General features: G+C 45.4%; 13 protein-coding genes. 2 read left to right on the plus strand and 11 right to left on the minus strand.

Annotated features, from left to right (window positions below; translation table 11 throughout):
• Nucleotides 1-105: 105 nt before the first annotated feature.
• The 6 genes from AC1S8V_RS21125 to gpr all read right to left on the minus strand — a co-directional run bounded on the left by AC1S8V_RS21125 (nucleotide 106) and on the right by gpr (nucleotide 6,899).
• Nucleotides 106-576: an N-acetyltransferase gene (locus AC1S8V_RS21125; RefSeq protein WP_482070609.1), complete on the minus strand. Its 471-nt coding sequence runs from the start codon at nucleotides 574-576 to the stop codon at nucleotides 106-108.
• A 118-nt stretch (nucleotides 577-694) separates the two neighbouring features.
• Nucleotides 695-1,879, minus strand: coding sequence for a radical SAM family heme chaperone HemW (gene hemW, locus AC1S8V_RS21130; protein ID WP_482070610.1), 1,185 nt, complete (start codon nucleotides 1,877-1,879; stop codon nucleotides 695-697).
• Between the two features lie 204 nt (nucleotides 1,880-2,083).
• Nucleotides 2,084-3,898: a translation elongation factor 4 gene (gene lepA / locus AC1S8V_RS21135; RefSeq protein WP_482070611.1), complete on the minus strand. Its 1,815-nt coding sequence runs from the start codon at nucleotides 3,896-3,898 to the stop codon at nucleotides 2,084-2,086.
• A gap of 146 nt (nucleotides 3,899-4,044) precedes the next feature.
• Entirely contained in the window at nucleotides 4,045-4,404 is a 360-nt protein-coding gene (locus AC1S8V_RS21140; RefSeq protein WP_482070612.1) for a hypothetical protein, read from the minus strand.
• Nucleotides 4,405-4,458: 54 nt separating this feature from the next.
• Complete coding sequence (locus AC1S8V_RS21145) at nucleotides 4,459-5,751, minus strand: stage II sporulation protein P (protein WP_482070613.1); 1,293 nt, start codon at nucleotides 5,749-5,751, stop codon at nucleotides 4,459-4,461.
• Between the two features lie 146 nt (nucleotides 5,752-5,897).
• Nucleotides 5,898-6,899: a GPR endopeptidase gene (gene gpr, locus AC1S8V_RS21150; protein WP_482070614.1), complete on the minus strand. Its 1,002-nt coding sequence runs from the start codon at nucleotides 6,897-6,899 to the stop codon at nucleotides 5,898-5,900.
• 175 nt (nucleotides 6,900-7,074) lie between these two features.
• Between gpr and rpsT the strand changes: the two genes are divergently transcribed.
• Entirely contained in the window at nucleotides 7,075-7,347 is a 273-nt protein-coding gene (rpsT, locus tag AC1S8V_RS21155) for a 30S ribosomal protein S20 (protein WP_024628504.1), read from the plus strand.
• A 187-nt stretch (nucleotides 7,348-7,534) separates the two neighbouring features.
• Here the strand turns inward: rpsT and holA are convergent, their stop codons facing one another.
• The 3 genes from holA to AC1S8V_RS21170 form a co-directional block, all read right to left on the minus strand.
• Nucleotides 7,535-8,551: a DNA polymerase III subunit delta gene (gene holA, locus AC1S8V_RS21160; protein ID WP_482070615.1), complete on the minus strand. Its 1,017-nt coding sequence runs from the start codon at nucleotides 8,549-8,551 to the stop codon at nucleotides 7,535-7,537.
• 256 nt (nucleotides 8,552-8,807) lie between these two features.
• Nucleotides 8,808-10,088, minus strand: a complete 1,281-nt coding sequence (locus AC1S8V_RS21165) for an anti-sigma factor family protein (RefSeq protein WP_482070616.1) — start codon at nucleotides 10,086-10,088, stop codon at nucleotides 8,808-8,810.
• Nucleotides 10,085-10,633, minus strand: a complete 549-nt coding sequence (locus AC1S8V_RS21170; RefSeq protein WP_017687205.1) for an RNA polymerase sigma factor — start codon at nucleotides 10,631-10,633, stop codon at nucleotides 10,085-10,087. The genes AC1S8V_RS21165 and AC1S8V_RS21170 overlap by 4 nt, the downstream gene beginning before the upstream one ends.
• 349 nt (nucleotides 10,634-10,982) lie before the next feature.
• On the opposite strand from AC1S8V_RS21170, the gene AC1S8V_RS21175 reads away from it, so the two are divergent.
• Entirely contained in the window at nucleotides 10,983-11,285 is a 303-nt protein-coding gene (locus AC1S8V_RS21175; RefSeq protein WP_482070617.1) for a hypothetical protein, read from the plus strand.
• A gap of 131 nt (nucleotides 11,286-11,416) precedes the next feature.
• Here AC1S8V_RS21175 and AC1S8V_RS21180 read toward each other — a convergent pair whose 3' ends face one another.
• Nucleotides 11,417-12,187: a glycosyltransferase gene (locus AC1S8V_RS21180; RefSeq protein WP_482070618.1), complete on the minus strand. Its 771-nt coding sequence runs from the start codon at nucleotides 12,185-12,187 to the stop codon at nucleotides 11,417-11,419.
• A 369-nt stretch (nucleotides 12,188-12,556) separates the two neighbouring features.
• The gene (locus AC1S8V_RS21185) at nucleotides 12,557-13,870 is read right to left on the minus strand and encodes an ABC transporter substrate-binding protein (RefSeq protein ID WP_482070619.1); all 1,314 of its coding nucleotides are present in this window, start codon (nucleotides 13,868-13,870) and stop codon (nucleotides 12,557-12,559) included.
• Nucleotides 13,871-13,880 lie beyond the last annotated feature (10 nt).

Below are 13,880 nucleotides of genomic sequence, written 5' to 3' on the forward strand. Positions count from 1 at the left end.
AATGTCGTGGTGTACTAACAACTTTACTGAAGATAGTTTGAAGTAAAAAGGACTGCATGTTGGGCAGAGGTTGACTCGGCTCGATCCATGCAGTCCATTCTGTTGTTAGGCCGATACGTTAAGCTCTTTTAATACGGCGATCTCATCACAGCAATCCTGCTTGCTGCAATGAACACAGTCGGTCCAGACCTTCTCGGGGAAAATCTCTTTTTCCACCACGGCAAATCCGTTTTTGAGGAAGAAGGACACTTCATATGTCAACGCCATAACCTTAGGAATCTGTTGTTTCTCTGCTTCTTCTACCAGCCGGTCCAGCAATCGGGAGCCAATACCGAGCCCTTTATGCCCTTCCGAGATACCGAGCGATCTGACCTCCACCAGATCATCGCCCAGACGACAAAGTGATCCGCAACCCACCACTTCACCATCCACTTCGGCTACAACAAAGTGCTCCAGCTGTCGGTGCAGTATTTCCCGTGATCGCGGAAGCATGATCCCACGCTCTGCATAGCCCTTAATCATTTCATACAGTGGTTCAACATCTTCCGGCACGGCTTTTCTGCATATTACCGACATCCTGCTCTCCTCCTATTACCAAGCTTTCCAGAGGAAAGCTGACTTCGTAGTTGTTAAAATAACACGCTCTGTAAAATCAATATGAATAAATATACAACAGAGCGCATAGAATTTCAAGCTACGAATTCAGCGATATGGACCCGATAAACTCCGCAAATACGTCATTACCGAACAGGATACCCTGCTCACTCAGTCGGAAGCCGTCTGCCGTCCGCTCAAGTAACCCTGCGTTAAGCATTTTGCCCAAAGGCTTCGCAAACACTTCTTCCATGGACTCTCCGAACTGTTCGCTAAACCGAGAGGCCGAAGCCCCCTCCAACATTCTCAGTCCAACCATCAGATAATCTTCCATGGCCTCCGGGCGAGCAATCTCAAAATGATCCAGACGTGGCAGTCCTGCTCGTGAAGCTTCAACATAAGGATTTATACCTTTAATATTCATATGTCGTTCGCGGCCCACATATCCGTGTGCACCTGCACCAAGACCATAATAGTCCTCATTGCGCCAGTACGTGATATTGTGACGGCTCTCAAAGCCTGGTTTGGCAAAGTTACTGATCTCGTATTGTCCATACCCCGCTTCTTTCATACGTTTCATTAATAGAAGATACATTTCCAGCTCGTCATCTTCATGAGGAAGCGGTAACTGGTTCTTCTGATACAGTGTATGGAAAAGTGTATTCTCTTCTACCTTAAGGCTGTAGATGGAGTAATGCGGCAGATCCAGTTCCAGCGCTTTGTCGATGCTCTCATTCAACATCTCTACGGTCTGGTTCGGCAACCCGAACATGAGGTCAATGGACAGGTTATTCAGTCCCGCTTTACGAGCGTTCTCCAGACTCCGATATACATCATCCGTATTATGAATACGGCCAATGCCTGTCAGCAGATCATTCTGAAAAGCCTGTACGCCAAAACTGACACGATTGACGCCGCCTTCTTTCATCACAGCGAGCTTTTCCGCATCCGTTGTTCCCGGGTTGGCTTCCATCGAAAATTCAATGTCGTCCGCCCAATTTGGGAAATACGTTTTGACGGAACGAAGAAATACCGCCATCTCATCCGGTTTCAGAGCTGTTGGCGTACCACCACCTACAAATATGGTCTTGATCTCACCAGGTGGATTCGCCTTGACTGTATGTTCCATCTCCCGTTCCAGCGCTTCGAGATATTGCATCACGGGCTGATCTTTCAGAACGTAGGAGTTAAAGTCGCAATAAAAACATTTATTCGTGCAAAAGGGAATGTGAAGATACACCGCTTGGGGCGCACCTGTCTTCCGGCTGTGTGCTGCCAATGTCATGGCAAGTCCCCCTCTATTTGAAAAAAGGAAAGCCATCCGGCTTCCCTTTCAGCTTAGTTATTTAATATTTGTTGTACCCATGTTTGCAAGCAAACGTCCTAGAATTCAATTTCGATACACACACTCTGTGATGTACCCGAAATTGAATTCTCCTAAATCCAGTTTGAATACACACATTCTGTGATGTACCTCAAATTAGATTGTTTAGTCATCAATTTTCAGTACTGCCATGAACGCCTCTTGCGGCACCTCAACGTTACCAACCTGCTTCATCCGCTTCTTACCTTCCTTCTGCTTCTCAAGCAGTTTCCGTTTCCGCGAGATGTCACCACCATAACACTTGGCAAGTACGTTTTTACGCATTGCTTTTACCGTTTCACGAGCAACGACCTTCGTACCCACGGATGCCTGAATTGGCACCTCGAACATTTGCCGTGGAATCAGCTCGCGCAGTTTCTCACAGACAATGCGTCCGCGATTATAGGCACGGTCACGGTGAACGATGAAGGACAGAGCATCCACCTGTTCGCCATTAAGTACAATATCCATTTTCGCCAGATTGGACTGACGGTAACCGGACAGCTCATAATCCAGGGATGCATATCCTTTGGTACCGGATTTCAACTGGTCGAAGAAGTCATATACAATCTCGGACAACGGAATCTCATAGGTAATGGTAACCCTGGTCGTGTCCAGATATTCCATATTCACATATTCACCGCGTTTGTTCTGACACAGCTCCATAATGGTACCTACATAATCATTCGGTACGATAATATCTGCCTTGACGTATGGTTCCTCGACATAATCAATCCGTCCCACCTCAGGATAGTTGGATGGGTTGTCGATTTTCATCACTTCACCATTGGTTAAGGTGACGTGATAAATTACACTTGGTGCCGTTGTGATCAACGGAATGTTAAACTCCCGCTCGATCCGCTCCTGGATAACATCCATGTGAAGCAGTCCAAGGAATCCGCAACGGAATCCAAAACCGAGTGCACTGGATGTTTCCGGTTCAAAGCTCAGAGACGCATCGTTCAACTGCAATTTCTCCAACGCTTCACGCAGATCAACATAGTCCGATGTTTCGATCGGATAGAGACCACAATACACCATTGGGTTAATTTTACGATAACCCGGCAAAGGTTCCGGTGTTGAATTTTTGGCATCCGTTACCGTATCCCCGACTTGTGTATCGCCAACATGCCGGATACCTGCAACGATAAATCCAACATCCCCGACGTTCAGCTCGTCCACGATGGTCATGCGAGGTTTGAAGGCTCCAACTTCAATGACTTCAAATGATTTACCTGTTGCCATCATTTTGATTTTGGAACCGGATTTGATTTTGCCATCAACAACACGTACATATACGATTACACCTTTGTACGGGTCATAGTGTGAGTCAAAAATCAGCGCTTTCAAAGGCTGGTCAGGATCACCAGTTGGTGCCGGAACACTTTTCACCACTTGCTCCAAAATTTCTTTGATTCCGATTCCTGATTTGGCCGAAGCCAAAACCGCATTACTTGTGTCCAAACCAATAACATCTTCCACTTCCTGCTTCACCCGTTCAGGATCAGCGCTCGGAAGGTCAATTTTGTTGATAACCGGTAAAATTTCAAGGTTGTTATCCAATGCCAGATACACGTTGGCAAGTGTTTGGGCTTCAATTCCCTGAGCCGCATCCACAACCAGCAGAGCACCTTCACATGCAGCAAGACTGCGTGATACTTCATACGTGAAGTCTACGTGTCCCGGTGTATCAATCAGATTCAATAAATACTCTTCACCGTCATCCGCTTTGTAAGTCAAGGCTACTGCTTGTAGCTTGATCGTTATTCCACGTTCGCGTTCAAGGTCCATCTTATCCAGAACTTGTTCCTGCATTTCACGTGAAGTGAGCGCACCTGTGTGCTCCAAGATCCGGTCCGCAAGTGTTGATTTGCCGTGATCTATATGTGCAATAATAGAAAAGTTACGAATTTTACGTTGTCTCGCCCGAATGTCAGTCATTCCTTACCCCCAGAAACAGCCTAGTGTCAATCACTTCATTATAACAGTTGATGCAGAGTGCATCAATCCCGTGATGTCTTAACTTTATAATAAAGTGTGATCATGATACTCCCAGAGGTTATATTGTACCTTTAAATCATGGTATTTTATTCAGCAACGCCGCTAAAAAGAGAGACCACCCACTTGATTCCACTGTGTGAGAGATTTTGCAATAGTCCAGCCGTTTTGTCTGCCAATACATCAACCGGAGCCTTACTCTGATCTGCCCCAAGCACTTGGCTTGGTGACTGAACAGGTACAAACGGCGGTTCCTTGATTTCCTTTTGGACAGGCGCAGTTGGAACAGATTCGGTAACCGATGCAGTTGGCTCAGTTGTCACAACGGTTGACGTGCCTCCTGATGGATTACCCATATGAAAGTTACTGCCAGCTAGCTGCATTCCGAACAAAACACCCAGCAACATTAATACAGCGATGGATAACAGTCTTTTACCGAATCTGGACATATGCTTTGCCTCCTGCCACTCTACTATTTTTGTCTTCTTACTATATAGTTCCTATCAACCCTGCGACGAGGTCTCTGCACTGGCTTTGTCCACCTTCTGATCTTCCCAATACACCTCGGCAATCATATCAGCGAGAATCTTGGATGTGCGCTGTAGCTCAGCTCCTGTATTGTCAATACCGCCAATCTCGATCAAAATGCTGTTAGGTGAAAGGGTTTGGTTATACTCTCCGTTGTTGGCTCCTCCGCCATCTTTGCCCCACACACCTCGGGATACCCCAGGATACTTGGCTTCCAGTTTCTTATGAATTTTCGCTGCAAAGGCTTCATTTTGACGCCAATTTGGATTTTCATGTCCAATAATGAAATACACTTTGGCGTAGCCCAAGTCATTAATAGTTGTTGTTGTTTTGCCATGACGCTGTGAATCGCGATGAATGTCTATGAGATACGTCAGATCGTCATTTTGAGCAAGTGCCGCTTTTACCGTTTGACGGGAGTATTTATAGGAATAGTTCCAGTTATAGTCCTTTACTTTGGTCGGATAATCATCCTTGGCGTGCTCTACGCCGATTCCCAGCTTCTCCAGACTGTCTGAGAGGTAGGTTCCCACTTGAAACACATTGCCTGTTGATTTGCCTGATGATGGATTATCACTTTTCGTACCTAGCAGTGGATTGTAGCCTTCCCGTGGATGGGAATGATAGATAAGAATTGATTTTTTGCCTGTTGTCGGTGAGCCTGAATGGTCTTTCTCGCCATCCTTCGCTGGGGGATCTTCTTTACCTTCTCCATCTCCAGGCTCGCTCGAATCAGGTGGATCGGTATTGTCTTGACCTGGTGGAACGTGCAGCTCACTACCGGGTTTCCCTCCACCCGCAGAAGCCGTATCCGTAAGACCGGGACCGGGCTGATAATCTTCGGGAGCCTCGGCTTTTTCGTTACCAGATCCAGGACGGAGCAGAACAGGTTGGTTGGAACCCATGCCCGGCATTTCTCTCGCAATCAGGCTCTTGGGGTCTTGAGGGTTTACATTCGTCAGTAATTGGAAAACAAATGAGGTCAGATTCTCACCGGATATGGCAGAGGTCTGTTCTTTTTGGGTGAGATGGGGCATCTCCATACCGAGCATATCGACGAAAAAGCGGCTTGATACAGCACTCGCAAATCCTTTCATGGAAGAAACGGGTGAACTATTCAAGCGTTTCTCTGCCATGCCCCCGAGACCCAGTACGACAAAAAACAAGGCAGATATGATCATAAGCAACAACAACGTACGGCCCATGGCCAGCACGTGCAGACATCTTTTTTTCCACTTTCCAATATTCCAGGCCAATATCTTGTTCATTCTGCTGTCTCCTTCCCTGCTGGACAACTCTTATACTTCAACTCTATGAGCCTGCAAGAATTGATAGAACAGGAAGATGAAAGATTTCATGAACAAAAAAAGAAAGTCCGATAGATTCGGACCTTCTGCTGAGCTCAGTTTAAGTTTTAGTGTGTATAAGCAGCTACGTTATCCGGATTCACGGCATCATGGAGTGCTGCGTTAAGTCCTGTAGCGATAACATTGGCAATTCCCTCAATAAACTCATCGATTTCCTTTGGAGTAACAATGAGGTCATGACCCAATGGCTCCAGCACCTCTTTCACCAGACTTAATCGATCTTCCTCACCGATGTCGTCCAGCATGCCCATGATCTGTTTTGTCTGATCCGTTTCCTGGCGGAAGTGTGAGCGCATCATCTCAATAACATTGTTCACAATGGTGGACGCATAACATACGGTCGGTACACCGATGGCGATGCAGGGAACTCCCAATATTTCACGGGTCAAGCCACGCCGTTTGTTGCCAATACCGGAACCTGGGTGGATACCAATGTCCGCTACCTGAATCGTTGTATTTACACGCTCCAAGGAACGGGAGGCCAGCGCATCAATCGCAATAATGGCATCCGGCTTGGTCCGGTCTACAATCCCCTGTACGATGTCACTGGATTCAATGCCCGTTGTTCCTAACACGCCGGGAGCAATCGCGCTGACTTCCCGATACCCTGGCGCAACCTGATCTGGCACCAATTCAAAATACTGACGGGTCACCATCAGATTCTCCACCACAAGCGGACCGAGTGAATCCGGGGTGACATTCAAGTTACCCAGGCCCACAATCAAGATCTTGGATGTTTTGTTGACACCGGCCTTAATCATAAAATCTTCCATTTCACGTGTGAACTCGGCAGCAACTCGCTCCTGTAACTCCGTATCACCATTCCGTAGTGAAGGTACCTCCAAAGTGACATAGTGACCTTTCACCCGTCCAATGGCTTGTGCTGCTTCATCATTAAGTACATCAATACGTGTAATCGTAATACCCTCTTTTTTTTCTACATCTTCCCGTAGTCCGGGAATCGTCTGTTTCTGTCCACCCTGCGCCATTTCCTTGGAATCGATCGCCAAATCGGTACGAACTGTATAGTTTTGCAAATCCAGTGTCATTCTGTCCCTGCCTCCCTTACCGCATTTGAGCATATTGTGTGGGAAAAAGAGTTTCTTTATACAGCATGTCGAACATCGTAGGAATATCTGTTGCATTTTACATGCTAGCGTGATAGAATATTTTAAGTTGTGAAACGTTTGTATTCATGCAAATGCCTTACAGGAGGTGAATGTAATGCCAAACATCAAATCCGCTGTTAAACGCGTAAAAACGAGCGACAAGCGCCGCGCACTCAACGCTTCCCAGAAGTCTGCACTCCGTACAGCTGTTAAAGCTGCTGATGCTGCTCTGGTAAGTAACGAAGTTGATACTGCAAAAGCTGCGATTCAAGCTGCTTCCAAAAAGCTGGACAAGGCTGTAACTAAAGGTCTGGTTCATAAAAATGCTGCAGCACGCAAAAAGTCTCGCTTGGCGAAAAAACTGAACGCTCTTTCCGCACAAGCGTAAGAAGCGTTACTTATACGATCCAATGGAAAAATCCTGAACAGCATAGGCTTTCAGGATTTTTTAGTATCTGATTCGATAAGTATAAGACACAGACAAAGCGACCTTTATCCGATGATCTAACCATCATGGAGTAAAGGTCGCTTTGTTTGTTATTCATACTAGTATTCTATTACGTTTACGTATTCATTCACGCACCAAGTCTTAATAAGAACAGCTCCAGACCAAGTACTTTATCCACCGCTCCTGTTTTCATCTGGTAATCCAGTTCGCTGAGGTGACTCAGGATCATTCTCAGACGATCCGCTTGAAATTTTCGAGCTTGTTCTCCCGCAATCTTAACGGCATATGGATGAAGACCAAGCTGACTGGCAATCTGCTGTTGGGAGTAACTTTGTTGCCCCAACTCTTTCACCTGAATCATGATCCGAAACTGGCGTGCAATTAAAGCCGCAATCTTGATCGGTTCTTCGCGTTGCTTCAATAACTCATAGAAAAGAGCCAATGCTTTCTCCAGTCGCAAATTGGCGAGTTCTTCCACCAGCGAAAATACATTCTGCTCCGTACTACGCGCAACCAGCGATTCGATATCAGCACGACGGATTGTTCCCCCATTACCCGCGAACAAACATAGTTTGTCTACTTCAGCAGATAAGGTCTGAAGCCCTGTCCCCGCGTAGCTAACCAGTGTGTCCGCCGCTCCAGCTTCAAAAGAGACATCACGCTGCTTCGCCAGTTTCACTATCCAATTCAACAGCTCATCTCCACTGAGTGGAGCAAAAGCAAGAACTACTGCCTGTTTCTTGACAGCCTTCACCAGTTTCTTACGCTCATCCAGCTTATCCCCTTGGGCCAGGAAAACAATCGTACTGTAATCTGCCGGATTTTCCATATATGTAAGCAGACGATCAACCTGATGTTCAATCTTGGATTCTTTACCTGCGGTGAACAGGCTCGCGTCCCTTACAATTATTAATTTGCGAGGAACCAGAAAAGGTACGGTCTCCGCTTCTTCAATAACGACCTCCACAGCCGTTTCAGACAAATCATACGGAATAATCGCAAAATCACGATGTTCTTCTTCAATAACCTGTTCTTTTAACATATCCGTAAATTGCTGTATCTGGTACTTCTCCGTTCCGTACAGCACATAGATCGGTGCCGTTTCTCCATTACGTATTGCCTTTGTTGCACTTTTTACATCCATTCACGGCGCCTCCTTATCCCTCTTATCCTACCAGAAAAAGCGCAAGACAACAAAGGGACCTTACATCCAGTTATGGATGAAGGTCCCCTGTCCTACATCTATATAAACGCAGACACCAGCAGTTCTAGAAAAAGCCGGTGCGCGGTCATACGACGTCAGTTGTTTGAACTGAGATAGGACGTTTTGTTACTTCCACTATATGCTTGTCATACTGAAAATGTTCTTTCGTTTAGAGGAGCGCACTCCCCATTTTTAATTATTTCGCAGGAGCTCCACCTGAAACAGCAGGTACATTAAACGAGTTCTTGGCTGTTGTTCCGTCCTTGTCCGTTTCGTAATTAAATAGGGTACCATCCTTCGACCAACTCGCTGACTTCAGTGTTCCCTCTATGCTGCGTTGTTCAACCAGATTCAGAACATCCGGTTCGCTCACAGGTTTGGAGTATATGCTGATTTGATCACCAATAAGCATAACTACATAAGAGCCGTCAGGTGATTTCCATTCTTTTGGTGGTGCCGTTGAGGTGATCCCCTGATCTGGTCCTGCGAATCCTTTGTTTCCTCCAGAGGAGTCTGCACCTGTACCGGAATCAGTAGCTGCATCGCCTTCTACCGGAGCATCTTCAGTCATATTAGGTGCTGTATCCTGAGAAGTGAAGATTTTCTCATCTTCGCTATCCGGTTCCATTGTCCGATTCTCATTTCCATCTGATGAAGAAGTAGGAGCACTTTCCGAATCCTGACTTTTCGGCTCGGTAGCCGGATTCGGCGTCAGGTCCTTCTGACTATCCGTCGAAGGAGAATTGGACGAATTATCTTGCGTTCCTTTGCTCGGAGCAGGCGTTGGCTCGGTAGCCGGTTGTTTAGGTGTTTGATCTACCTGAACTTCAGGCTCCTGTACCTTATCTTCACCATTCTCTTCAGGCGTTGTTTCTGATCCCAGGCTATTTCCTTCGGTTGAGGAAGCATTCGATTCATCCACAAACACATCGTTGCTGCTTGGTTGGGACGAAGTGGCAGGATCATAATTTTCAATATTCTTGCTTAATGGATTCTCATCCACATTGCCGCTCTCTTGAGAAGCTCCAGAGCTCATCAGCATGGAATCGGCATTCTCAATCTGCTCAGGCGGATTTCCCCAGATGGCGAATCCCAATATAACTGCCGCAGCCGCTGCACCCATGGACATACGTCCTGCCATCGAGTTAAGCCATTTTTGCTTCGTTTTCCGCTCACTTGAACGTTGTAAATTCTCAAATGCAGCGGGGACAGGATTCATTTCCTGTATGGTGCTACTTTGTTCCTTCCGCGCTTCGTCAATGGCATCAAGCTGTGGCATAATCGCATCAACCAGACTAAATTTCGGGCTTACTTGCGGTAATTCTTCCAGTTCTCTGGAAAGAGCTCTGAGTACACTAAAATTCTCGGCGCACTCCGGACACTTTGCCACATGCTGTAGCATCTGCGCGGTTTCCGCCTCGCCCAGATCATGATCCAGATAGCGGTGCATCCATTCCACCACCTCTTCGCATTTCATCCTGTCACACCACCTTTCTGATATTCCTGTAGTAGATTCTGTAATTGCTGTCTGGCTCTAAATAGATAAGATTTCACCGTATTTAACGGAAGATCGAGACAATCCGCAATTTCGTTGTAGGATAAGTCCTGCAAATATCTTAGAACAATAACGGTACGATGATGCTCGGGAAGCTTGTTGATCGCATCCTGAATGTCCTGTGCCACATATGTGGACATGACCTCATATTCGACATCCTGATTATCCTGAAAAACCATGTCATGTTCGTCAATGGAGACAGACGGCTTGGTTCTTCTGAATTTATCAATACAGATGTTCGTAACGATGCGTTGTACCCATGTTTTGAATTGGGCCTTTTCTTCGTATGAGTTGATTTTGGTGTAAATTCGGATCAACGCTTCCTGAGCAGCATCCAAAGCGTCCTGTTCATTATTTAGAATGTAATATGCGGTCCGATAGACATGTTGTTCAATCTCCCGCAATAGGGTAATTAGAGCGTCGCGATCGCCCGATTGAGCGGCTCTGATGAGTTCCGGCTCTACCACAAAGGATCCCCCTCTCCCTGCAACCTTACAGACGTGATCATCAATAAAATTGTTGCAAAGTTAAGTATTTTTTTAATTTGCCATAACAAAATAACGGCGTATGTATTAGGGCCGCTGAAATCTTCTCTTAGAATAACAGAAATCGCATAATGAGTCACCAAACGAGTACAAAAGGGATCCCATTACTTACACGACTCAATTCAAATGCTATAGCATACATTATAGAAACCACTTTTTTGGCCCCTAAAATAAAAAAGTCGAAATTTGTCCAAATTTAAGCTGTTTTTAATGTAATTTTCATGAAAATGGTGTATTGTAAATTTACATTCATAAACACGAGGTGATGAGCATGCCAGCTCTTGCGAAAATTCAAGCATTAAAAGAACAAATGCCCAAAGAATACCAAAGTATTTCACATTTTGTGGAACATGCATTGGACTCCATTGATACCCTGGTCGAGGAACATCGGAAGTACGTAGCTGCACAGGCATTATACGGCGATAAAATCGTTGGATCGGAAGAACGCTTGTACAGAGAAACCGTACTTGACGTCAGAGCACAATTGTTGATGACTCTGGAGAAAACGGTAGAAGATCTGTTGCACAAGGGCGACAAATACTGGAACAAACACTTTAAGGATGGCGTGGAGTAGTTCTTATATTTCTTCTACAATTTGAAAAAAATGGCCCGTTTTCCGATATTATCCCTCGTGGAGTGTAACGGAAAGCGGGCTTTTTTTGTTTGATCCTCATTTCCCCCCTGTTCCAGAAAACAAGCGTATATTCAGAAAAAGTTGTTCAATATCCGTTCGATCTCATTCGGCTTTGTGATTTCAGGACCAAAAACAGCTCTAGGTTGCTTACTGTTATTCCAAGGCTCCAACGTACAAGCATCATGAACATTGGCTATTTTCCAAGTCAGTACATCGTCAAAAGTTGTTCCTGTATTCTGTCCATGAATATGATTGATCCAGATGGGTTCTTTAATATGAATAAATTCCCTGGGTACCTTAAATGCATCGCGCCAGGTATAACCGGCCGCTTGTCCTTGTAAATACTCTTCCACATGGATAAGTGTTACACCGTAGCTGGGAAGCCAGAAAAAAAATTTCCCCAGTCGCTTTTGTACTGAATCGTAGATGTAACCGTATTGAGGTATCAAGGCAATCGTGCCCTTTTGAGGTTCATAGACGTGGAGTTGTTTTATAAAATCTTTGTGGTACATATCGTCACTGGACAGATAGACGCGGTACAAATACTTGAAATCTTCAATATCTTGGATTACATGAGCTTTGTAATCTATAGGTGTAACAAAACGGATATTGGAAGGCAGGGGAGGGTAGTTTTTTAGTGTCCCTTGTACGAGGTTCTCAGACTTCGGATCATATAGCAAGTAGCAGGTAAAATCCTGAGAGGATTGAAGGAGCAGGCTCTTAAGTGTATATTTCATGAATAAATCTATTCTGTATTCTATCCATTGCTTGGTGAGTCGGTCCGATGTCCCCCCCCAGTTATTAAAGAGTATTTCTATAATGAGTTTTTTTTCCTTAGACACGCACTTAGCCCTCCTTTGTTGTTCAAATGATCAAGGATCTGAATAGTATATGTATTTCCAGTAGAATTGCAATGGACAAATTACTAGTAGCAAAATTCATTCCTGAAAGCAAGTTACGGGCGTGCTATGAATATCAGGACACCACCTTTCACTCTGAATCAATTCAGCACACCTCTGGTCAGATCATGAATTCTCGTAATACCTGTTCAATCTCTTCCCCGATTCAGCGGTCTTTAGGTGGAACCTTTTAGACCGAGGTACGGGCTACTTGACAGGGTAAGTGAAAATTAATTAGCGACTTTCCATGGACTCATACAACAAAAAAAAGCTAAGCGGAAATTATACCGCCTAGCTTCTAGTCTTATCATTTTACTTATTCAGCAAGGCATCCGCCTTCTTCGCCGCTTCAGCTACAGCTGCCTCTGCCGAAACGGACGAATCAACAACCGCGCGAAGAATCTCATCCTTGATCATCTCACCAATCTCTGGATACACCTTCTGCATTGGTCGTGGACCTGCATATTCCAGTTGATCTACCGCCACCTTGAAGAGCGGCTTTTCCTCATAAAGCTTCTTCATATCATCGCTTTCCACTGCACTGATTCGGCTAGGCAAATATCCCGTGAAGGAGCTTGCATAAATCGTTTGCTCTTTGGCGGTCATCCATTTAATGAACTTCCACGCCGCCTCCTGCTTTTCTGGAGACAGTCCGGAAGTCATCACCAGGTTGGCACCGCCTGTTGGCACCCCATACGTATCATTCGCAGGCATAAATGTCGTCCCAAGTTCAAAACCCTGCTCTTCTGCAACCTTCATATTATTGGTCAAATCTGCAGTGGAAGCAAATATCATGGCTGAACGCTGATTGTGGAAATCCGTCTTGGCTTGCGTACCTGCATCATCAGTCGTACCGATGCTCATGATGCCTTCATCCTTCATCTTCAGCCACAACTTCACCGGTTCAATTCCGGTTTCATTATTGAATGCTGCACTTTTCCCATCCTCGCTAATCATCGTTCCTCCGCTCTGCCTAACAAAAGCCTCATAGAACCAAATATCAACAGGCATCGAGATACCGTAACGCTGATCCTTAACCGTTAGCTTGCGTGCATAATCTTCAAATTCCGTCCAATTTTTCGGTCCAGCAGGATCAAGACCCGCTTCTTCTAGCATCGTACGGTTCAAATACAGGATTGGTGTACTGCGTAAATAAGGAAGTGCATACAGCTTGTCATTCACGTAGGAATTTCCCATTAGTCCTGGAATGAAATCCTTCATATCAAGTTGATCTTTCTCAACAAATGAAGTCAATTCCTGAGTCATACCAGATTCAGCAAACACACCAACTGAAGCAATTTCATTTTGCCAAACTTCCGGGGCATTGCCTGCTGCAAAAGCTGCCTGTGCCTTAGAGTGCTGATCTGCATACGATCCCTGGTATTCCGCCTTCACAATGACTTCATCCTGGGATTCATTAAACATTTTAACCAAGTTTTCATTGTTCTCGGCGATCTTGTCCCCCCATGAGTACCAATATGTAATCTCTATCGGTTTATTGGCCGTGCCATTCGAACTACTTGAAGCAGCAGCATTATCGGTTGAACCCGCGGAATTGGAATCACCACAACCAGTTACTGCAAGTGCAAGCGTTGCTGCTAACAAAATTGACCCAAATTTTTTCATGGATAAACCC

Source organism: Paenibacillus sp. B46(2026), from assembly GCF_056786355.1.